We start from the raw sequence: 22,031 nt of genomic DNA on the forward strand, positions 1-22,031 counted from the left end.
CGAAAATTAGAAACCAGTCAAAGCTCGAAAAGGAGATAAAAATGAAAAGAAGTTTGATCGTGTTAATGATAATTGCTGCATTTTTGGCAGGCTGTGCCCCGGGACAAAGCCCGGAACAGATCCAGTCACAGATCAATACTGCTGTGGCGCAGACCTTGGAAGCCGAAAGGCAGGTCGCAGAATCTGTGGAGTTGACCGTGGCGGCGCAGATCCCGTTGGCGACCGCGACGGTTGAGGTCGTGCCAACGAACACGCCGATCACGATCCCAACATTTACGCCCGTTGTGCCAACCGTCACGGCCATACCTGTGATTCCGCAGTCTGTCAGCAGCGGTGGCAGCGTGGCTGTGTCAAAACCCGACTATGCCTGTGACGTGATCAACCGCCGCCCTCATGACATGACTGAAATTCATCATGGAGACAGTTTCGATATAAAATGGACCATCGTAAATACTGGAACAAAGACCTGGGAGTCAGGCTATGATGTCAAGTATTTTAGCGGTCCAAAAATGGCAACGGTCAATGTCGTTGAAATTCCCAAACAAATGAAACCCGGTGATACCTACCAGATCGTCATGGACGCGAATGCCCCCGCTGAAACTGGCCGCCAGGTGATGACTTGGACCGTGCAGGGACAAGCCTGCTTTCCATATGTAGCGATCGATGTGAAGTAGGGTTTGTAGGAGAAACAAAGATGCAACGGAACCTTAGGATATTCTCTTTTTTGCTGATCGCAGCGCTTGTGCTTGCTTGCGCGCCTACGCTTGTTCCTGCGTCCGTACCTGCTCCGACCTTTGACCCGAACTCGATCAATACCGCCATTGTGTTGACCGCCGGAGCGGCCGCTACTCAAACCGCATTAATGATGCCGCCCTCCTTGACGCCAACAGTTACAATGCTGCCTTCGAAAACGCCGCCGCCCACAGAATCGCCCACGCCGACTTTTATCTTCATCCTTTCCACCCCAACCGTGCCATCCTCCACACCGACACTGGATACATCGGATTCCGGGGCGCAATTTGCATGCCGCGTGGATTCCAAGACTCCGCCGGACGATACTGTCTTTGCGCGCGGCGCCGATTTTGATGCTCACTGGCTGGTGACGAACATTGGCAAGAATGCGTGGGATTCAAACAATGCGGACTATCGCTATAACAGCGGGGATAAACTCCACAAGGCTCCGATCTACGATCTGAATAAGAGCGTTTCTCCCGGACGGCAGACCGATATTGTTGTAGACATGAAAGCGCCCGACAGTACGGGCACCTACACTACTACATGGAAGATCACGAGCGGAAAGAACACCTTCTGCTCAATGAAGTTGACGATCATCGTAAAATAAAAAAATCCTCCAAGTTTCTACTTGGAGGATTTTTTTATTAAGAAGCCGGGGGAATAGGCTCGTTATTCGAGACCACTACCGCTGGTTTTTTGCGGAAGGAGAAGAAACCAACTGCGATCGGGATGGCAATAAAGATCAGGGATAGACACAAAAATACTATTCCCATGGTGGTTGCGGCGGCTGGGTCACTGCTGCCCATCACATCGATGTCCGCTCCAGGAATGCTGCTTGCAAAAACAGATGTCGCCCCGAAGAAGCACATGAACAAACCCGGGCAGCCGCATAATACAACTGAGGCAATGGTCGCAATAATTCCTTTTGTTTTGGGATCCATTTCTTTTCTCCTGTGATAAATTAGATTTAAACCGAGTATACATTCAAAAAAAACGGGATGCAAGTTTTCCCGCATCCCGTTTGTACTATGACCTTAATTTTGCTCCGACGGTATGCTCCAGCCGTTTGACGATCTTGTTTCGGATCGCCGCGGCATCGGCATCGGTCAGCGTTTTCTCAGCCTGATAGGTGAGACTGTACGCCAGTGACTTTTTGCCAGCCCCGATCTTTTCATCGCGATAGACATCGAACAGGCGGACGTCGGTCACGGTCTTGCCGCCCGTTTGCCTGATCAATGCTTCGACGGCAGATGCGGCGACTGATTCATCAAGGATGACGGCAATATCTTCATACATCGGCGGGAATTCTGAGACCGGCTTAATGCCAAAGGATGGGCTCAGCGTGCGCAGTTTTTCTAGATCGAATTCTGCCACAATCACGGGGGCATCACCAAATTCATATTTTTCCTTTGCCAGCGGATGCAGTTCGCCGAATACTCCCACGACCTGTCCATTCACTTTCACCTCGGCAGATTTGCCCGGGTGCATGTTGTAAGCAGACTCACTCTCAGCATAGACAATGTCTGTGAAACGGAGGCCGGCCAAAAGGAGTTCGATGCGCCCCTTCATATCATAGAAGTCGAAAGCAGGTGAGTCTTTCACATCCCACGCGGGTGCAATGCGGGCGCCCGTCATCACGATGCCGAGTCTGCGCGGCTCGTTGGGCAGATCGTTCTTGACTGGCTCGAAGATCGAGCCCACTTCAAACATTGCAATTGATTCTGCTTTGGCATTTTTCTCGGCAACTTCAAGCACCGAAGCGAGCAGGCTTTGACGCAAAACGCTGCGTTCAGGCGCGATCGGATTTGCGATGCGGACATATTCATTGTGCGTCACTACACGGCCTTCACGCTCGGGCGAGGTCATGCGGTAGGTCACTACTTCCTGCAGGCCGATCGCGACGAGCAGGTCACGCAGACGCTCCTCCCACTCGTGGACTGGATTTCCAACTTGCGGAGGCAAAGCGTCAGCCATGGTGGTGGTTGGGATCCTATCGAAGCCGTATGATCGCGCAACTTCTTCAAGTACGTCTGCAAGACCGACGACGCCTTCCTCAATGTCCATGCGATGGGCGGGTGCGGTGACTTTCACGCCGCTGCCTGTGATCACACAATTGAATTCAAGATGAGCGAGGAGCGCGGCAATTTCTTCATTTGTGAGTTCAATGCCAAGCAGTCTCTTTACGTCTTTTGGTGTCACCTCAACCACTGAATCCTTGGGTTTAAGTGGATACGCGTCCACAAGGCCGGGCGCGATGGCTCCATTTGCCCAGGCGGCCATGTATTGCAAGCCGCGCCTCACGCCAGTTTCAGCCAGCGCGGGATGCACGCCGCGTGAAAAACGGAACGACGCTTCGGAAGGAAGATTGTGCTGCTTGGCGGTGCGGCGGATGTTGATGAAGTTCCACGCCGCGCCTTCGAGCAGGACATTGACAGTGCTCTTTCCACGCGAAGTGGTTTTTCCCTGCGGCATTTCGCCAGGCTTGATTTCAACGCCTATCGCATCCAAAACTTCTTTGGATGCATCGTATACTTCAGATTCGGAACCGCCCATTACACCTGCAAGAGAGAGCGAGCCTTTTTCGTCGCACACCAGCACATTCATGGAGGTGAGTTTGCGTTTCACACCATCGAGAGTGATGAGCTCCTCGCCTTCCTGTGCGGCGCGGGTGATGATCTTGATCTTCTTTTCACCGGCGCGTTCCTTGAGGATGTCATAATCAAAGGCGTGCAGAGGCTCGCCGAGTTCGATCATGGCGTAGTTGGTCGCGTCCACAATGTTGTTGATGGAGCGCACGCCTGCGAGTTTAAGTCTGCGCTGGATCTGGTATGGACTTGGCTTGATCTCCACGTTACGAATTAATCCCGCTACGAAGCGCGGATTAAGCTCGGAGTTGGTGATTTCAATGGCGACCGAATCTTCAACTGGATCGCCGGATGTTTGGAATTCAATTTTGGGCTGTTTGAGTTCGCGGCCCGTCAGCGCGGCGAGTTCACGCGCGATGCCGATCACATTTGCGTTACGCGCCATGTTCGGCAGAATGGAAATGTCCAAGACTGCGTCACCGATGTAGTCCACAAGAGGCATCCCCACAGGCGCATCGTCATCGAGCAGGATAATGCCTTCATGCTCTTCGGTGATCCCCAATTCCTTTTCAGAGCAAACCATCGAATAGGAATCCACGCCGCGGATTTTTGCGCGTTTGAGCGTGGTCAGTACCAATCCGTCCGCGTGACCATCATAGATGGTTGCGCCTTCCTTTGCGTAGGCCACTTTGATCGGCTTGGGAAGTTTGCCCGCGCCTTTCAAATGGAAAATGTTTGGCGCGCCTGTCAACACAACCTGCTCCTGTTGACCATCGAACAAGTCGAGCAGAGTGAGTTTATCCGCATTGGGATGCGCTTTCACTTCGCGGATCTCAGCAACGACCAGTTTTTCGCGGTCCCAGCCAATGCCGTTGGTCTTGAATTCGTGTTTCTCGCCAGCGCCATAGGTTGGCATGGGCAAGCCCGCATATAGGATCTCGTCAACTTCGAGACCGGCGAGCGTTAATTTACGAGCAATGTCTTCGACGGTCAACCCGTCAATGTCAATGAAATCTTTTAGCCATGATATTGGTAGTTTCATAATTTTGCCTTTCAGTTACCATAAAGTGTCACAAGGGTACACAAAGGATTTCCTCTGTGGTTAAGAACTTTAGAATTGCTCCAAAAACCGCACATCGTTGCCCCAGAAATAACGAATATCGTTGATCTTGTTTCGCAACATCAACTGTCGCTCGGGACCCATGCCGAAGGCGAAGCCTGTATAACGTTTGGGGTCATAGCCGCCGTTCTGAAGCACGTTCGGGTGTACCATGCCGCAGCCGAGAATTTCAAGCCAGCCCGAATTCTTGCAGACCTGGCAGCCCTTTCCGCCACAGACAAAACATTCCACATCCACTTCGGCGGATGGTTCTGTGAACGGGAAGTATGAAGCGCGGAACCTCACGCGCGCATCCTGTCCGAACATGCGCCGCGCAAAATCGGTGAGTGTACCTTTCAAATCAGCGAACGTGATCCCTTCGCCAACAGCCAGCCCTTCCACTTGGTTGAACTGAATTTCAGAACGCGCTGTGATCTGCTCATAGCGATAGCACATCCCCGGCAGAGCGATGCGGATCGGAGGCGGGTTCTGCGGGTTGATCGCGGAGGCTTCACGCATTGCGCGGATCTGTCCCGGCGAGGTATGTGTGCGCATCAAGATCGGGTTGTCTTCGCGGCCTTCCGCTTCCACGTAAAAAGAATCCTGCATTTCGCGCGCGGGGTGATGCGGCGGGAAGTTGAGCATTTGGAAATTCATCTCATCCGTTTCAACCTCGCGCGAGGTATACACCTGAAAGCCCATCTCTGCCAGGATGGCTAATACGCGCCGCAACTGTTGATTGGATGGATGCAAGCGTCCAATGTTGACTTCGCGTCCGGGCAAAGTCACGTCCAGTTTTTCCTCCTCAAGGGACTTTGCCAGCGCGGCATTTTTCACCGCCTGGGTTCTTTCTTCCAAAGCGGATTCCAAGGCTGCTTTTACACGGTTCGCAGCCGCGCCGACAACTGGCCGCTCTTCCTTTGAGAGTTTCCCAAACCCGGCAAAAACCTGCATCAACGGCGAACTGCGTCCCACGTTCGCAATACGCCACGCGTCAAGAGCGGCTTGATCCGTAATGGATGCAAGACTCTCCAGCGCGGCTTTTTCGATCTCGTTCAATCTATCCAACATGGTGCCTCCAAAAAATGAACTAGAGTCCAACGTCCCCAATCGTTGGATACTCCGAAGTCACGGACTTCGGACTCCTTGAAATAAAAAACAAAAACCTCCCGTCCACAAATAATGGGACGAGAGGGAGAATTCTCGCGGTACCACCCAAATTAGCCTTTTCAGGCTCACTTTGTGCCGACATTCATCGGCTTCTCGAATAACGTTGAGAATACGGTTCAGACTACTGATAAATGGTTCACCTGAACGGCTCAAGAGGGAACTTCAACTGATTTTGGTCGAGTGCAATCTCAACGGCTACTTTGCACATCTCTGGCGGCTTCTGCCAGTCTACTTTCCTCTGTCACGGCCTTTAGTTTAATTGCCGTAATTATCTGCGGAATCTAGGGGATGTCAAGGCTTGGATGTCTTTGGTCCAGGTTTCGCGCTTTAAAATATCAAAAGTTATGGACAATCGCAGTAGAATCGATCAATCTGTTTGATACCAACTTCTCAGGAGTAATGTAAACGAACCCCAAACAAAAACAAAAGGGGGGGGGGGGGGGGGGGGGGGGGGGGGGAAAAAAAAAAAACCAAGCCCCCCCCCCCGGCCGGGGTGCCGGGCCCCGCCCCCGGGGGGGGGGGAAAAGAACCCCCCCCCCCCCCCCCCCCCCCCGGGGGCCCCGGGGGGGGGGCCCCCCCCCCACCGCCCAGGGCCCCGGGGGGCGGGGGGGGAGAGGGAATGGGGAAAGAAATTTGTATGTGGTGGTTGGTGGTTGGGGGGGGGGGGGGTGGGGTTGGAAAACCCTTTTGGTTTTTGGGGGGGGGGGGGGGGGGTTTGGGTTGGTTTTTTGGTTTTTGGTGTTTTAGTTGTTCGGGCGTTCCTCGGGCCGCGGGCCGCGCGGGGCCCCGGGCCGCCCCCCCCGGGGGCGCGGGCCGGGGGGGGGCCCCCGCCCCCCCCCCCCCCCCCCCCCCCCCCCCCCCCCCCCGGTTGCCCCCGGGGGCCCCCCCCCCCCGGAAACAACCCCCCCCCCCCCCCCCCCCCGGCCCCCCCCCGCCCCCCCCCGCGGGGCCCCTCGCGCGTTCCCGGCCCGGGGGGCCTGCCCGGGGGGCCCCCTCCCCCCTCCCCCCCCCCCCCCCCCCCCCCCCCCCCCCCCCCCCGCCGGGGGCGCGGGGGGGGGGGGGGGGGCCCCCGGCCGGGGGCCCGCGGGCTTTTTTTTTCCCTTTTTTTGTTTTTTCCCCCCCGCGGGACACGGCCACCCCCCCCCGCCGGGCCCCCCCCCCCAATCCCCCCGCCCCCAAAACCTTAATCTTGGGTGGTTTCGGGTTTGGGGGGGGGGTGGTTGGTGGGTTTTCCCGGGGCCCCCCGCCCCGCCGCCGGCCCCCCGGGGGGGGGGTGGGGGGGGGCCCCTTTTGTTGGGGGGGGGGGGGGGGTTTTTTTGGGGGGGGGGTGGGGGTTTTTTGGGGGGTCCCTTTTCTCGGGGGGCGGTGGCTCCCCTCCCCCTTTTCGAAGGGGCCCCGGCGGTGGGTCTCCGGCCCCCCCCCGCCTTTCCCCCCCCTAACCCGGGGAGTTTTTTTCTCCCCCCCCCTCTATGATGGCTTCCCCGCTTATTGAATTTGCCTTGCTTTGTTTTGTCTCCTTGTTCACGATGGTCAACCCCATTGGTGTCATTCCTGTCTACACAGCCATGACCGCGAAATTGTCTCCTCAGGAGTCGCATCGTGTGGCGCGCAAAGCCAGTCTGACCGCGTTGTTCATTTTGCTTGCCTTTGCGATGACGGGACAGTGGATCTTTCGTTTCTTTTCCATATCCACGAATAGTTTGCGTGTTGTTGGCGGCGTGATATTTTTCCTGATGGGTTATGAAATGCTGCAAGCCCGCCTCACACGGACTCAGTTTGATGATGAAACAACGCATGAATATATCAATGATATTTCCATTACCCCGCTTGGTATTCCCATCATCTGTGGCCCTGGCGCGATCACGACTTCGATTCTTCTGATGAATGAATCGAAGTCGCCCATCGAATCAGGAATTGTGCTGGGCGCCATTATTCTGCTCATCGTTTTTACTTATTTCCTTTTGCTGGGCGCGAAACAGGTCACACACCTGATCGGGGAGAACGGCAACAAAGTGATGTTGCGCCTGATGGGTCTGATCGTCATGGTCATTGCGGTGGAATTCTTCTTTAGCGGGTTGACGCCCATTGTTCAGGATATGTTAAAGATACAATAAGGCGAATATGAATCGAAAACTGGATTGGCCTGCACTTTTTCTGTTTGCCGCAATGCTGTTTGGCGCAGTAGTCCGCTTTTGGCCGGTCATCGTGAATGGATTTCCGCTTAATGATGGCGGTATGTTCTATACGATGATCCGTGATCTGAAAGCGAATCATTACATCCTGCCTCAATTCACATCCTATAACTTTGCGGATATTCCCTTTGCCTATCCTCCGCTTGGATTTTATATCGCCGCTTCATTATCTGACTTGCTGCCTGTATCTGAAATTCAGATATTGCTCTGGCTGCCAGCCCTGGTGAACACCCTCTCCATCCTTGTCTTTTACAAATTAACTGAAGAGATCCTTCTTTCACGAACATCCGCTGCGATGTCTGTCCTGGTTTATGCTTTGTCGCCGCGTGCTTTTGTCTGGCAGGTGATGGGAGGCGGCATTACGCGGGCTTTCGGTATGTTTTTCCTGCTTCTCATGTTGTGGCAGGCTATCCGATTATTCAAAGAATATACGCATAAAAGAATTTTGCTAACCATTTTGTTTGGTGCAGGCGCAGTATTGAGTCATCCACAAACAGCGCTCCACGCCGTGTTGGGAGGAGTGTTGATCTTTGTTTTTTATGGCCGCAATCCGCGCGGAATTATTTCATCCTTATCTATAGCTGTTGGAGTGGCTTTGCTAACGGCTCCGTGGTGGGTGACAGTATTAATCCGTTATGGCATACAGCCGATTATTTCTGCAGGTTCTACCAGCCAGCGGACCCTTGAGTCGTATCTGGGAATATTCAGGTTTGAGGGTCTTGGGGATGTTCTTTTTCTTCCGATCCTGCTCTTGGCACTGATTGGCCTTTGGATCTCCATTAGACAACGTGAATTCTTTTTGATCACATGGACCGTGCTTGCCTATCTTGTTGATCCGCGCGGAGGGGACGGTATTGCCTTACTCTCATTATCTGTGCTGGCAGGCACGGGGCTCCTCAAGCTCTCCGCGCTGATTAGCCGTTCGGATGACGGGCCTGAGACCGTAATGCTGAAGCGTTCGAGCCAGTTCCTTGTGTTTTTCCTCATGTTCTTTTTCATTCTGACAGCAAGCATCTTTGATTTTCAATTGGTGAATACAAGCTTGAAATCCGATGATCTGAAAATGATCGAATGGGTGGATTCAAATATTGATAAGGGAAAGACATTTTTGCTTGCAACCGGACGCGAGTTTTCAATGTCTGATCCTTTGCAAGAATGGTTCCCCGCTTTAACGGAACAATATAGCGCGACGACGATGCAAGGGCTGGAGTGGACTCTTGGAGATCGATTTTTTCCGTGGTATGACCAGTTGACCGCTTTTCAACATTGCGCTGATGTGAGCTGTGTCAATGATTGGAGTGCGCGCAATTCGGTCAATTACGATTACCTGGTCGTTATGATCCCGTCTGAAAATGAAACTGGCGCAATAATGAATTCATTGCGCAGCCTGGCGGATTCGACTCGCGCTTCAGATCCCCATCTGCTTATGTATGAATCAGAAAGTGCGCTGATATTTAACCTGAAAAAATAGCTTTTGTTCTTGCAAGGGCGTCCTTTGTCTACTACGATCTTTGGATCCCGCGGAGCCGCTTGCCGTCCTGCAACGAGATTTATTTAATATCCTTCCCTTCCCACTCATTCATAAATTGACTTAGAAAACTCAGCATCACCTCATGGCGCTGTTCCGCAATCCTTTTTGCTGTGCCGGTATTCATCATATCTTTTAATAAAAGTAACTTTTCATAAAAATGATTAATGGTCGCGCTTTTACTGTTCTTATATTCTTCAAAACTTGCATGCATGTTATTTGATCTTTCGGGGTCGTACATTGGCCTGTTCTTATAGCCCCCATACGCAAAGGCGCGGCCGATTCCGATCGCGCCGATGGCATCCAGCCGGTCTGCATCCTGCACGATCAAGCCCTCGAGCGATTTCATCTTGTTTTCCACCTGCGCCCCTTTATAGGAAATGTGCATGATGATCTCGCAGACTTTTTCAATCATTTCAGAATTCACATTGCAAGACTCCATCCAGGCTTTGGCGCGGCTCGGTGTTTCATCTTCGTTTTCATTGAATTTCCAATCGTCAAGATCGTGCAGCAGGGCCGCGAGTTCCACAGTAAATCTGTCCGCTCTTTCCTGCTCGCAAATGGCGATGGCGTTTTTCCACACGCGATAAATATGCCACCAATCATGACCGGAGGAATCGTCACTGAATTCCTGTTTTATATATGCGCTTGTTTTTTGTATGATGTCGTTTTGGGTCATACCCCCTATTTTGCCACATAAACAGCAAGTCGGGCTTTTAACCCGACTTGCTGTTCCATTTCATTTTCATATAGATGTCGCCGCATTTCAGTTCATCCAGCATTTGATTCAGGCGTTTCTGCTTTGTCGTTTCCAGCTTTGCGCGGTTGATCCAGCCAATATAATCATTTTGTTGATAAGGCGGCCGCGCAAGATAGGCATTCGTTAATCCATGCGCATTGAGCGCCTCCTGAATAAAATTGGGCATGGGGTAGCGCGGACGCGGGACCATGTTTACACTTTCAATACACACAGAGCCTGACGGATCTCACCAAGATGATAGGCTGTATGAACTACGATGGAAAGAGCTCCACCGATGGTGTCTTCATTCCACATTTTGTTCTCGCGGAACAACTTATTGATGCGTTCGTAAGTTTGCTTGAGGTTGTTTTTCAGCGCGTCCCATTCTTCAGGCGTGACTTTTTCCACTGTACGCCAGATCGCACCCCAATCCACGGGGCTGGTATCCTGATAGATTGCAAAGCGTTCAAAGGATTCGATATAGAACGTCACGTGCGCTACCTGGGCGGCGAGAGAGGCGCATTTCCCTCCAACAGGAGTGGATGCTTCCTGGGCAGAAACGCTTTCGAGCGTTTGAAAGAGCGAGGTGTTCTTATCCAGAAAAATCCCATGAGGGCTTTCGAAAGTCTCCTGCATGAGCTTAAGTAAATTGATGGAAAAATCTTCTTGTTTGATATGGTCTGACATCGAATTATCCTGCTCCTTCGAATGCAGATCTGATCCATGTGATCAATTCAGCGTCTACTTCCTTCATGTCATTTACCTGGACGATGTAATTGCACATGCTTCCTTTGGGCTGTTCCAGCAGGCGGCTATTTTTTTTGAGATCCTTTGCGTTGATGCCGACTTCGAAGCGTGTGTTTGTTTTTGGCCCGATCATCGCGAATTGTTTTTTGCACCGTAAACTGACATAGCCTTTTTTGGGCACGATCTCGAACTCGCCAAATTTCATGATGTGCTCCATCAGAGCATCATGGATGGGACGCATGCCTGCTTTTGCGCCGGAATAAATTTCATCTAGCACGGCATTCTCGTTCTTGCCTTCCGCGGCGCGTGTGCCGTCAGATGCGCGGATGGCGTGAACCAGTGAATTCGCATCGCCGTGCCCCAATCCAAATTTTTCCTTGAACATATCGCGCAGTTCGCCGTGTTTGGTCAAACCGCTTTTTTGAGCGATGGTTGTCAGTTCTGCGAGTGACTTGCCTGTTTTCTTTTGAATATTGTTAAGCTGGGTTTGCACTGCCTGATCAAGACTACTCATAAGATTATCTCCTCTGACAAAATCGGATAAACAGTGCCTGTATTATAGAACAAAATTTCTATTTTTACAATGAGAAGTTTTATGCTTTTAATAGGTTGTCAAGAATTCATCACGTGGTAAAACAGCGTAGCGTTATAGATTCACCAACCGAGACACGACCACACAATTGCGCCCGTTTGATTTGGCTTGGTACAAAGCTTGGTCTGCCAATGCGATCAACTCCATGCTTTTTGTTCCGTTCTTGGGGAATGTGGCGATCCCGCTTGATAAAGTAGCCCGTATCTCGAAGCCCCCGTGCTCGGTCCGCAAGGCCTGAAAGGATTTTCTTGAACGTTCCGCGATCTGAAAAGCGTCGTCAGAGGAAACCCCGGGCAGGATAACAAGAAACTCTTCCCCCCCGTGGCGGCAAATGATATCTCCAACACGGGCGTGGCTTGTCAGTTCGGCTGCCAGGTTTTTCAGAACAATGTCGCCGACTGGATGGCCATAGGTGTCGTTGATGGTTTTAAAGTGGTCAATATCGCTCATGATAAAACTGACCGGGTAATTTTCGCGTGCGGCTCTGGCGATCTCTCGTTCAAGGGTTTCATTAAGATAACGGCGATTAAATAAACCGGTCAATGGATCACGGATGGCTTGTTCACGCAGTTCGACCTGCAGCGCCTGCAGTTCGGCCTCAGCGCGTTTCCGTTCGGTAATATCCTCTTTCACCGCCAGATAATGGGTGGTTACTCCGTTGGCATCAATGATCGGTGAGATGATGGCGGACTCGTAGTACAGTTCCCCGTTCTTTTTTCGGTTCACAAATTCGCCCTGCCATTCCCGGCCTGTTGATATCTTTTCCCATAGGTCGCGATGCGTACCCGTCTGAGTCTGATCGGTGCTTAGGATGCGCGGGTTTTTCCCAAGCACCTCCTCCGCAGTATAGCCAGTGACCAATGTGAAGCGCGGATTTACATATTCAATGATGCCTTCAATATTTGTGATCAAGATGGAGGCCGGACTTTGTTCAACAGCCCGCGATAGCTGCTGGAGTTTCTCGTCCGCAAGTTTTTTTTCACTGATGTCGCGGAAGACAACCATGAAAGTGGGTGACCCGTCAATATCAATGGGTCGAGAAGTAACTTCAACATCGATCGTTCTGCCGTCGAGGCGTACGAATTTTTCATTTACCAGCGGATTGGCGCTTTTGTCTATCAGGCTTCTTTGAATACGCCGAATGACGAGCTCCTGCGAGTCCGAGTGGACAATATCAAGAAATTTTTTTCCGATCAATTCGCTTGCCGAGGATGCACCGATCATCTCAACAGACGCGCTGTTAACGAATTGGATCTTTCCATCCCGGTGCGTGATCACGCCATCCGGCAGCAATTTGACAAGCTGCTGGTAGCGCGATTCACTCTCTGCCATGGCCTGTTCAGCGAGTTTGCTATCGGTAATGTCGTGAAGCATGAACAATCGCCCAAGGGTTCGGTTTCGATTGTCTTTAATGGGGGAAATTGTTAGCTGATAGTAATGCAGCTCTACCCTAATTTCATCTTTGAATATATCTTGAGCATAGCGTTTAAAAAGGTCCGACCATGGTCTGGACAGATTGTCTGCGGGATTGCCAATTGAGGCAGTGGAAATGCCGCAGGCTTGTTGAGCAGCCTGGTTGAATGTGACGATGTTTCCGTGCTGATCAAGGACGATAGCCAGATCCTTAATATGATCCATGACCTTGCTGCTGGTCAATGCTGCGATTTCGAATCGGCGATGGCGGCGCATGAAAAAGAAAACGCCAAGGATGGCGGCTATGATAACGCTGGGCCAAAGGAGGAAAGTGTAGTTCATGGAAGGGCTGGATAATTAATAAGTTTGGATTATAGCATTCGCATGTGAAGGATACCCTTCAAACCAATTACAGTTTTATTGCTGCTTATTATTTATTTTTTGCAGTTCTTCCTCCAGCGCGGTCCGTACCCGAATCGCGATCGGCGCGTTGAGATGGTTGCGGATCGTCTCTGCGCTTTTCTTTTTATCATAGTAGTCACGAAATACCTGAATAACGGAGATCGTATCTTTTTCATACCGCTCAATCTTCACATCATCGCCCTTTGTGATCAGCCCTGCCTGCATGACGCGGCAGTACAAACCCGGTCTTTCTGCCTGACGATAACGTTTCACAAATTCAGGATCTCCCATACGGGCGGCTAATGTGCTGCAAGGGATACGCGGCGCGGTGATCTCGAGGATCACATTGCCGATCACCAATCGGTCGCCGATATTGAATTGCGCACTTTCCAATTCGCTGATGGTCAGGTTTTCGCCAAATGTTCCGCCAGTCAGCTCGCGTCTCAATTCAATTGACCACCAGTCGTAGTCCGCTTTGCCGTAAACATATATGGCCTGATCGGGGCCGCCGTGATGTTTTTTGCTGGCGATGAAATCCTCCTTGATCCCCAGGGAAGTGATCTGCACAGATTCGTCTGTCGGGATTTTATAGATCCCGGTTGTTTCCGTTTTATGCCCATTTTTCTGTGTGTGGGCCTGTCCGATATTCACGCTGACTACTTTCATTGATTGATCTCCTTGAAGTTGAATAGTACGAATAAATAAAGGTGACCAGCCTATTTTACAGCAAGCTAAATCGGCTGGCAGGTCTTTAAGCGGAGAAAAAATGGTAAACTAAAATTCATCATGTATAGATGGCCGCGTTCCAATCGCGTTTTGGCTGTTTACGGTTCTTTGATCTCGATCAGCGCCTTTATCGCCGCGCTGGTCATGTTTCAGATTCCTTCCGACCCTGAGAACAGGGCGTTTTTGGGTCTTTCCCTTCAAAGGCTGACTTTGATCGGCTGTGTCGCGCTTATTGGACTATTGGCAGCCGGGTTTTCTTTCCGGACTTATGGGGATAAAGAATGGCCGAAACGCATATGGGAATTGATTGTCGGTGAGGAATTATTCTCGAAGGCCATACTCTGGGGCGCGCTGGCAGGCCTGGTTTTAGGCTGGATCGCAGCTTGTATCCCTTTCTATCGTTATGGAAATTTCCAGGATTATTTTGTTCGGCTGCATCCACTGCTCATCTGGTTTACATTCTTCAGCGGAGTGACCTTTTTGCTGGCGTGGGGCGCAAGATATGGATTTTACCGGCCAGATATTCAAACCTACAAAAGCGTATTGAATATCGCATTCATATTAATGACGGTCTTTATTCTTATCTGGATATTGATCTCATCCACCGGGCTTGGGCTGCGTATCAGCGAGGATTACTGGTATGCAACTGGTGTGCCGATACTGCCTCTTCAAATCTTTTATGCGCTCGCGATAGGTGGGTTGTTTTTTCTTTTTGAGAAATCCTATTTTCATGTACATGTGCCGAAGGCTGCGGAGATCTTGATTTTTGCGGTCATTTGGGGGGCTGCGGCTTTTCTTTGGGCGCGCGAGCCTATGCTTTCAAGTTATTTTGCACCAGGACCTTATTTACCTGATTTTCAATATCATCCGTATTCGGATGCCGCCACTTTTGATCTTGCAAGTCAATTTGCCTTGATCGGTCAGGGCATCAACAATGGATTGTTCTTTGACCGCGCTTTATATATGGGGTTTTTGGTGTTTTTGCACGCGCTGGCCGGTCAGGACTATTCCCAGGTGGTTGCACTGCAAGCCGCGATCTATGCTGTATTCCCCGCTATCTTATATCAATTGGGAAAAGAGATGCACAGCCGTACCCTTGGAGTCATTCTTGCTGTTCTCGCAACCCTGCGCGGGCTCAATGGGATTGCCGCCAGCAGTATGATCGATCTTGCCAACCAGAAACAAATGTTGACGGATTTTCCTCTGGCCATCCTGATGGTATGGCTGGCGTTGATGTTGGTCAAGTGGTTGAAATCTCCGAATGAAAATTATCACTATGCTCTTTGGGTTGGTGGGATCGCCGGCTTGGGCATCATGATCCGCACCCACGCGTTGTTTTCCATCGTGTTCGCTGTTTTATTATCTGTCATTGTGTATTGGCGTCAAAAGTCACGTGCGCTGCTCGTCTCATTGTTCTTGGTTACAGCCATGTTCGTGAGTGTTCTTCCCTGGGGGGTAGTCAGTGGCGGATCTGTTTTTGATGTTTTTATATCCCGCATACGCACCGTGCTCGCAGAGCGATATTCCAGGATCCCATCACAGTCCGCTCCAGAGCCAACCCCACAAGTACAAGTAGAAGAAGCTGATATTATTTCAGCACAACCTGTGCTGACTGAAGTTCAATTGTTACCCATTCCTGTTTCCATCGCCACGAATTTTTTTCATAACCTGGTGACATCAGTTTTTACTCTGCCTGTTTCGCCCGTTTTTCACGACCTGCGTTACATATTAAAGGAAGCCACGCCATTTTGGGAACAATATTGGGATGGAAGTATGGCGACCGGAGCTGTCTTTATTTTTATCCTTAACCTAATGCTGGTCGCGTTGGGGGTCAGTCTGGCCTGGCGTTCAGTAAAACTTCCGGGTTTGGTGCCGCTGGGTATTTTCTTTTTTTATCAACTAGCGAATGCCATGGCGCGCACATCAGGCGGTCGCTATATTGTTCCTGTAGATTGGGTGGTATTCCTTTATTTCGCACTTGGCCTGCTCCAGGTCTTGGTTTGGGCGGCAGGCTCTTTCGGTTTTTTGGTTGATATTGAAATTAATACACCCGAAAGTCAAACACCCTGGTTGTGGACATCTATGAAAAAAGCGCCTGCCGTGCTGTTCTTATTTTTATTCATTGGCGCGACACTGCCGGTCTCTGAGATGATCTTTCCGCTGCGCTATCCGCCCCGTTCCCAGGCGGAGTTGTTGACTGGTCTTGAAAACGACGGTTATCTTAATGAAATGGGATTGACTCAGGTAATGCTGAAGGAATTTTCTCGGCAATCGCCTGCGTTCAGGGTTGTGGACGGGCGCGCGTTATATCCGCGTTTTTACTTGGAAAATAAAGGTGAGAATAAACGACGCTACCCCTATCAGATTTTGGCATACCCCAGAATAGGTTTTGTCGTGATCGGTTCAAATGGAATAAATAACGTGATCCTGCCGCAGGATGAAGTGCCGTACTTCCCAAATGCTTCTGATGTGATCGTGCTTGGCTGCCAGAATGGCGAAAATATGGATGCGCTGGCTGTGGTGGTGATCGCAGCGCAAACCAAAGTCTATGTTCGCGAGCCTGTCTCGCCGCTGCAATGTCCCTTGCAAGCACCTGTATGTGATGGAAATGGGGTTTGCCGATAGGAGCAGTGTCTCCGCGGGATGTTTGCTTTATTTTTTGGAATCCGTTAACATGTGTTCAGCCACATGACATTCTAAAATATCAAGGTATCAAAATTAAACTATGGAATTTTTGCCAACTCAAATACCGGATGTGCTCGTTGTACGCCCCAGGATATTTTCAGACCCTCGCGGCTTTTTTCTTGAAACCTATCGCGAAGATAAATTTACCTTATCCGGGATTGACAAAAAATTTGTGCAGGATAATCATTCCGGTTCCGTCAGGGGAGTCCTGCGAGGTTTACATTATCAGATCCGTCAGCCCCAGGGAAAACTTATCCGCGCACTGGCTGGAGAAATATTTGATGTCGCGGTGGATCTTCGCCGCAGTTCCCCGACATTTGGAAAATGGTGCGGCGTGCATTTAAGCGCTGAAAACAAACATCAACTTTGGGTTCCCAGCGGATTCGCCCATGGCTTTCTGGCGCTTAGCGAATGGGTTGAAGTGGCTTATAAGGCAACGGATTATTATGCGCCCGAATGGGAGCGCTGCATCGTATGGAACGACCCAACGATAGGGATCGAGTGGCCTGTCTTGGAAGGCGCAGATATTGCCGTATCCGCCAAGGATGCACTTGGAAAAATATTCGAAGAAGCGGAAATATTTGAATAAAAGGAGTTCTATGAAAAACGTACTTGTGACCGGCGGTGCCGGTTTTATTGGCTCGAATTTTATACGGTACCTGCTTGATGTCGAAAAGAATGTTCAGGTGTTCAACCTGGACGCGTTGACCTATGCCGGGTCATTGGAAAATCTGAAAGACCTTCCTGATCCGCTGCGTTATACCTTCATTAAGGGCGATATCACCGATCAAAGTTTTCTGGATGCCGTGTTGCGGGAACGACAGGTGGATACGATCGTGCATTTTGCCGCCGAGTCGCATGTGGATCGGTCCATTCTGGGTCCGGCCCAATTCATGCACACCAATATCATTGGCACATTTACGCTGCTCGAAGCTGCCCGCAAGTATTGGCTTCAGGAAAATGATTTCCCCAGGGATCAGATCCGCTTCCACCACATTTCAACCGACGAGGTCTTTGGCTCTCTGGCTCCCGGCGAACCCGCATGGACCGAGGAAACTCCATATGCTCCCAATTCACCCTATGCCGCATCCAAGGCATCCAGTGATCACCTTGTACGTTCGTATGGTCATACCTATGGCCTGCCATACAGCCTGACAAATTGTTCCAATAATTATGGTCCTTATCACTTCCCGGAGAAACTGATCCCGCTGATCATTTTAAGCGCTTTGGATGAAAAGGCATTACCTGTTTATGGGGATGGCCAGCAGATCAGGGATTGGCTGCATGTGGAAGATCACTGCCGCGCCATCCACCTGGTGGTGACCAAAGGGGCAAATGGCTCCAGCTACAATATCGGCGGCGAAAACCAGCCTGCCAACCTGACCATTGTCGAAACCATTTGCGATATTCTTGATGAATTAAAGCCCCGCACAAATGGAAATCCATATCGTGAATTGATCCAGTTCGTAAAAGACCGCCCTGGGCATGACCGTCGCTATGCCATGGATTCAAGCAGAATACAGCGTGAATTGGGCTGGAGTCCGCGTCATACTTTGAAGGATGGCCTGTGTGACACGGTCAACTGGTATCTCTCCCATCCGGAGTGGGTACTCGCCATCCGAAAACAGCAGGACTATCAGGCCTGGCTGACAAAAAACTATGATACGAGGGAGAAGACATCATGAAAGGAATTATTCTGGCGGGCGGGAGGGGAACCCGGCTTCATCCGCTTACACTTGCAATAAGCAAGCAGCTTTTGCCTGTGTTCGATAAGCCCATGATCTATTACCCCCTTTCTGTGCTTATGCTGGCGGGGATACAGGAAATACTTGTGATCAGCACGCCGGAAGACCTGCCGCTCTACCGCCGTTTGCTGGGGGATGGGGATGCCTGGGGGCTTTCATTTTCCTATGCCGAACAGGATCAACCGCGCGGATTGGCTGAAGCCTTTATCATTGGCAGGGATTTCATCAATAATCAACCCGCCTGTTTGATCCTGGGCGATAATATTTTTTATGGACATGGTTTGCCCGAAAAGTTAAAAATTTGCTCCCAGCTCAGGGAGGGGGCGCGTATCTTTGCGTATCCGGTACATGACCCGGAACGTTATGGCGTTGCCGAATTTGATAAAAATGGCATAGTATTGAGCCTGGAAGAAAAACCACAAAAGCCTCGTTCCAATTACGCTGTGCCCGGTATATATTTTTACGATCAGCATGTGTCGGACCTGGCTGCAAACTTGAAGCCGTCTCCGCGCGGCGAGTTGGAGATCACAGATCTTAACCGCATCTATTTGGAGCAGGGTAATTTAAAAACAGAAGTCCTTGGCCGCGGCTTTGCCTGGCTGGATGCCGGGACGCACGAATCCCTTCTTCAGGCGGCTACTTTCATACAAACAGTTCAGGAACGGCAGGGGATGATGATTTCCTGTCCGGAGGAGATCGCGTATCGAATGGGGTATATCAATACTTCGCAACTGCAAGCTTTGGCCGCCAGAATGGGAAGTACCCATTACGGCCGATACCTGCTGCGTCTTTCGGCTGAGGGACTATGATGCGTATCTTTATCCTCGCTGAAAACGGTCAACTGGGCTGGGAACTGTGCCGAACCCTCGCGCCTTTGGGGGAGATCATTGCAGTTGATTATCCGAAGATAGATTTGGAGCGCCCCGAGACTGTTTGCGAATTGATCAGAGAGATAAAACCCGCGCTGGTTGTGAATGCCGCCGCCTACACAGCCGTTGATCTGGCTGAAACGGAGCGCGAGCGCGCCGCAAAGATCAATGCCATTGCGCCCGGACTTCTTGCGGAAGAGTGTAATCGTTTGGGTGCGATGTTCTTTCATTACTCAACCGATTATGTTTTTGATGGGACAAAAGGCAGTCCCTACATCGAGAGCGATACCCCCAATCCTTTAAGTGTTTATGGAAGGAGCAAGCTTGAAGGCGAGCAGTTGGTCCGGAAAGCCGGCGGCGCGCATTTGATCTTTCGCACCAGCTGGGTTTACAGCATGAGAGGCCAGGGCGGGTTTATCAGCAAGGTCATGCAGTGGTCGCGCCGTCAGGAAACCTTACGGATGGTCACAGATCAGATCGGCAACCCGACCTGGGCAAGGATGCTGGCTGAGGTTGCCGCGCAGATCGCCGTGCGCGGACAAAAGTATGTGGCAGAACGCAGCGGCTTATATCATCTTGCCGGCAGCGGCTTTGCCAGCCGTCTTGAGTGGGCCAAAATGATCCTTGAGCTTGATCCGAACAAACAGGAACAGATCACAAAAGAGATATTGCCGGCGCTCACAGCGGATTTCCCCACCCCGGCCGAACGGCCGCTTTTTTCGGCGCTGGATTGCTCCAAGTTCGAATCTACATTTGATCTGAAACTTCCAGGATGGCAGTCTGCCTTGAAGCTGGCCATGCAGTAGATTACTGTTTTGAAATGAAAGAAAGAGCGCGGCTTCAATATTCAAATAAACCTAGACGCCAGCATGCCTTTTTTATTAACAGGCATACTGGCATTATTTTTTGGCGGGCTGGCTTTATGGCAGTTCGCGCGCCGTGCAAAAAAATAACAGCCTGACAATTTTGTACACAGGCCAGCCCGTTTCTGATTGTATAATTTAACTGCAGGCAGTATCATTCGCTAGTAGCATTGTGAATGCCTGCAATTAAAGGAAGATGATCAAAGACGGTTTTGGCAGGATGAAATTTCAATGTGGTTTTCTTTTTATCCGGTTGTGTCAGGCCCCCAACAAAACCAGTTCGACAAGACGCATCACCCTCATAAAATCCCGCCATCATTTAATCTAACTGAAATCTCTAATTTATGAACGTGCGTACGATCTTCTACAATTCAACCATCAAATCCTCAGAACGAGCAAAAAGCAATAAGAGCGTGATCACTTGTTTATAGTAATGGATAGTCCAGCTACAAGGAGATAAAATGAACAGATCTTTCGTGCAAAATTTTATATCAAAAAAAATAATATATATTCTTCGCGTTTCATTGACGCTGATCTCTTTGCTGGGGATTGGTGTAATGCCAACTTCTTTAGCGAAAGCGAATAATTCCGGTATCACCGATGCTCAGGTTAATGCGGCTGGTGTTTTGTTGGCGCCTGCTCCAGTCTTTTCATCAGGAACCATTCCTGTTAACCTTCCCATTCCTGACCGTAATGAGGATCCAACCGGGGTTGGCGTTACCAGTACTTTTGTTGTCAATCAAAATATTACACTGGATTTTGTTGAGGTTGTCTTCAATGCCACACACGATTTTCGGGGTGATCTGAAAGTAGTGCTTACCTCGCCTTCAGGTACGCCAAGTATCCTGGTTGATAAACAGGATGATCCAACTTACGACTATATCGCGTGGAAGTTCTTGACTGTTCAGCCTCGGGGCGAATCATCTCTTGGAACATGGGCTTTGAAAGTTACCGACGAATCTGGCGGAACTGGTATCGGCACTTTTGATTGGTGGGAGTTAAATCTTTATGTTGGTAGTTATGTGGGCGGCGGAGATACGACCGGCGTCTTCCGCCCGAGTAACGGGCTTTTGTACTTGAAGAATGCCAACACAACCGGCTTCGCTGATGTCGCGATCAACTATGGGCTGGGCGGAGATTATCCTGTCACAGGCGATTGGGATGGCAACGGCACGGCCACGATCGGCATCTATCGCAACGGCTCATTTTACCTGCGTAACTCCAATACTCTCGGTTTCGCCGACCTAACCTTTGCTTTCGGCGCTCCCGGCGACCAACCGATCGCGGGTGACTGGAATGGGGATGGAGTAGACACCATTGGGGTATTTCGTACTTCGACCGGGCAATTCTTATTACGGAATACTAACAGCCCCGGCACGCCGGATATGAGTTTTTATCTGGGAAATGTGGGCGATGTCGGTATCGCGGGAGATTGGAACGGAGATGGCTCTGATACCACGGGTGTTTTCCGCCCCAGCAACGGCATCATCTTCCTCAAGAATACCAATACCACCGGCTTTGCAGAAATTGCTCTTAATTATGGTCTGGCGGGTGATATGCCCGTTACCGGAGATTGGAATGATGACGGGATCGACACGATCGGTGTCTATCGCAATGCGCAATTCTATCTGCGCAACAGCAACACCATTGGCTTTGCAGATATCGTCTTCGCCCTTGGAAATCCCGGTGACATGCCGATCGCGGGCAATTGGGACGGAATACCGTAAGCAGGTGTATTTGGTTGCAGATTAAACTTACTTTGACCGCTCGAGGTGATGCGTAATATCAGTTGTTTCGTGGTGAATTACAATCTTGTTAGGATGAAAAACAAGTGGCTTATGCCACTTGTTTTTCATTGGTTTTATTCTACACTGAACATACACACTGGGCCTTGGTCATCTGTCTGGTATGAGCAGCGCAGTAAGTGCCTTGATAGAAAAG

Annotated in this window: 19 protein-coding genes and 1 other annotated feature; of the genes, 10 read left to right on the top strand and 9 right to left on the bottom strand. The window is 50.6% G+C overall.

Annotation, left to right across the window (positions count from 1 at the left end; translation table 11 throughout):
- The first annotated feature begins 41 nt into the window (after window positions 1-41).
- Both IPL17_RS05650 and IPL17_RS05655 read left to right on the top strand, forming a co-directional pair.
- The gene (locus IPL17_RS05650; protein ID WP_345306100.1) at window positions 42-674 is read left to right on the top strand and encodes an NBR1-Ig-like domain-containing protein; all 633 of its coding nucleotides are present in this window, start codon (window positions 42-44) and stop codon (window positions 672-674) included.
- Window positions 675-694: 20 nt separating this feature from the next.
- Window positions 695-1,342 (top strand): NBR1-Ig-like domain-containing protein, encoded by a 648-nt coding sequence (locus IPL17_RS05655; RefSeq protein ID WP_345306101.1) that lies wholly within the window; start codon window positions 695-697, stop codon window positions 1,340-1,342.
- 37 nt (window positions 1,343-1,379) lie between these two features.
- Here IPL17_RS05655 and IPL17_RS05660 read toward each other — a convergent pair whose 3' ends face one another.
- From IPL17_RS05660 to pheS, 3 genes are all read right to left on the bottom strand, one after another.
- Complete coding sequence (locus IPL17_RS05660; RefSeq protein ID WP_345306102.1) at window positions 1,380-1,676, bottom strand: hypothetical protein; 297 nt, start codon at window positions 1,674-1,676, stop codon at window positions 1,380-1,382.
- Between the two features lie 85 nt (window positions 1,677-1,761).
- Window positions 1,762-4,362, bottom strand: coding sequence for a phenylalanine--tRNA ligase subunit beta (locus IPL17_RS05665; protein WP_345306103.1), 2,601 nt, complete (start codon window positions 4,360-4,362; stop codon window positions 1,762-1,764).
- A gap of 69 nt (window positions 4,363-4,431) precedes the next feature.
- Window positions 4,432-5,490 (bottom strand): phenylalanine--tRNA ligase subunit alpha, encoded by a 1,059-nt coding sequence (pheS, locus tag IPL17_RS05670; protein ID WP_345306104.1) that lies wholly within the window; start codon window positions 5,488-5,490, stop codon window positions 4,432-4,434.
- A gap of 109 nt (window positions 5,491-5,599) precedes the next feature.
- Window positions 5,600-5,843, bottom strand: a binding site (T-box leader).
- Between the two features lie 1,218 nt (window positions 5,844-7,061).
- On the opposite strand from pheS, the gene IPL17_RS05675 reads away from it, so the two are divergent.
- Entirely contained in the window at window positions 7,062-7,703 is a 642-nt protein-coding gene (locus IPL17_RS05675) for a MarC family protein (protein ID WP_345306105.1), read from the top strand.
- 7 nt (window positions 7,704-7,710) lie between these two features.
- On the top strand, window positions 7,711-9,252 hold the full coding sequence (locus IPL17_RS05680) for a hypothetical protein (protein ID WP_345306106.1): 1,542 nt from the start codon (window positions 7,711-7,713) through the stop codon (window positions 9,250-9,252).
- 79 nt (window positions 9,253-9,331) lie between these two features.
- Here the strand turns inward: IPL17_RS05680 and IPL17_RS05685 are convergent, their stop codons facing one another.
- The 6 genes from IPL17_RS05685 to IPL17_RS05710 form a co-directional block, all read right to left on the bottom strand.
- Window positions 9,332-9,988, bottom strand: a complete 657-nt coding sequence (locus tag IPL17_RS05685; RefSeq protein WP_345306107.1) for an HD domain-containing protein — start codon at window positions 9,986-9,988, stop codon at window positions 9,332-9,334.
- Between the two features lie 37 nt (window positions 9,989-10,025).
- Window positions 10,026-10,235, bottom strand: a complete 210-nt coding sequence (locus IPL17_RS05690) for a YdeI/OmpD-associated family protein (protein WP_345306108.1) — start codon at window positions 10,233-10,235, stop codon at window positions 10,026-10,028.
- Between the two features lie 26 nt (window positions 10,236-10,261).
- Window positions 10,262-10,735 carry a hypothetical protein gene (locus IPL17_RS05695; protein ID WP_345306109.1) on the bottom strand — a complete coding sequence of 158 codons (474 nt, stop codon included), beginning with the start codon at window positions 10,733-10,735 and terminating at the stop codon, window positions 10,262-10,264.
- Window positions 10,736-10,739: 4 nt separating this feature from the next.
- Window positions 10,740-11,309 (bottom strand): DUF5655 domain-containing protein, encoded by a 570-nt coding sequence (locus IPL17_RS05700; RefSeq protein WP_345306110.1) that lies wholly within the window; start codon window positions 11,307-11,309, stop codon window positions 10,740-10,742.
- Window positions 11,310-11,441: 132 nt separating this feature from the next.
- On the bottom strand, window positions 11,442-13,142 hold the full coding sequence (locus IPL17_RS05705; RefSeq protein ID WP_345306111.1) for a diguanylate cyclase: 1,701 nt from the start codon (window positions 13,140-13,142) through the stop codon (window positions 11,442-11,444).
- 75 nt (window positions 13,143-13,217) lie between these two features.
- Window positions 13,218-13,868 (bottom strand): MOSC domain-containing protein, encoded by a 651-nt coding sequence (locus IPL17_RS05710; protein ID WP_345306112.1) that lies wholly within the window; start codon window positions 13,866-13,868, stop codon window positions 13,218-13,220.
- 120 nt (window positions 13,869-13,988) lie between these two features.
- Between IPL17_RS05710 and IPL17_RS05715 the strand changes: the two genes are divergently transcribed.
- The 6 genes from IPL17_RS05715 to IPL17_RS05740 all read left to right on the top strand — a co-directional run bounded on the left by IPL17_RS05715 (window position 13,989) and on the right by IPL17_RS05740 (window position 21,817).
- Entirely contained in the window at window positions 13,989-16,553 is a 2,565-nt protein-coding gene (locus IPL17_RS05715; protein ID WP_345306113.1) for a hypothetical protein, read from the top strand.
- Window positions 16,554-16,653: 100 nt separating this feature from the next.
- Window positions 16,654-17,202, top strand: a complete 549-nt coding sequence (rfbC, locus tag IPL17_RS05720; RefSeq protein WP_345306114.1) for a dTDP-4-dehydrorhamnose 3,5-epimerase — start codon at window positions 16,654-16,656, stop codon at window positions 17,200-17,202.
- A 10-nt stretch (window positions 17,203-17,212) separates the two neighbouring features.
- The gene (rfbB, locus tag IPL17_RS05725) at window positions 17,213-18,298 is read left to right on the top strand and encodes a dTDP-glucose 4,6-dehydratase (RefSeq protein ID WP_345306115.1); all 1,086 of its coding nucleotides are present in this window, start codon (window positions 17,213-17,215) and stop codon (window positions 18,296-18,298) included.
- Complete coding sequence (gene rfbA, locus IPL17_RS05730) at window positions 18,295-19,167, top strand: glucose-1-phosphate thymidylyltransferase RfbA (RefSeq protein ID WP_345306116.1); 873 nt, start codon at window positions 18,295-18,297, stop codon at window positions 19,165-19,167. The genes rfbB and rfbA overlap by 4 nt, the downstream gene beginning before the upstream one ends.
- Window positions 19,164-20,033 carry a dTDP-4-dehydrorhamnose reductase gene (gene rfbD, locus IPL17_RS05735; protein WP_345306117.1) on the top strand — a complete coding sequence of 290 codons (870 nt, stop codon included), beginning with the start codon at window positions 19,164-19,166 and terminating at the stop codon, window positions 20,031-20,033. The genes rfbA and rfbD overlap by 4 nt, the downstream gene beginning before the upstream one ends.
- 614 nt (window positions 20,034-20,647) lie before the next feature.
- Complete coding sequence (locus IPL17_RS05740; protein WP_345306118.1) at window positions 20,648-21,817, top strand: proprotein convertase P-domain-containing protein; 1,170 nt, start codon at window positions 20,648-20,650, stop codon at window positions 21,815-21,817.
- Window positions 21,818-22,031 lie beyond the last annotated feature (214 nt).

The organism is Candidatus Villigracilis saccharophilus (genome assembly GCF_016711665.1).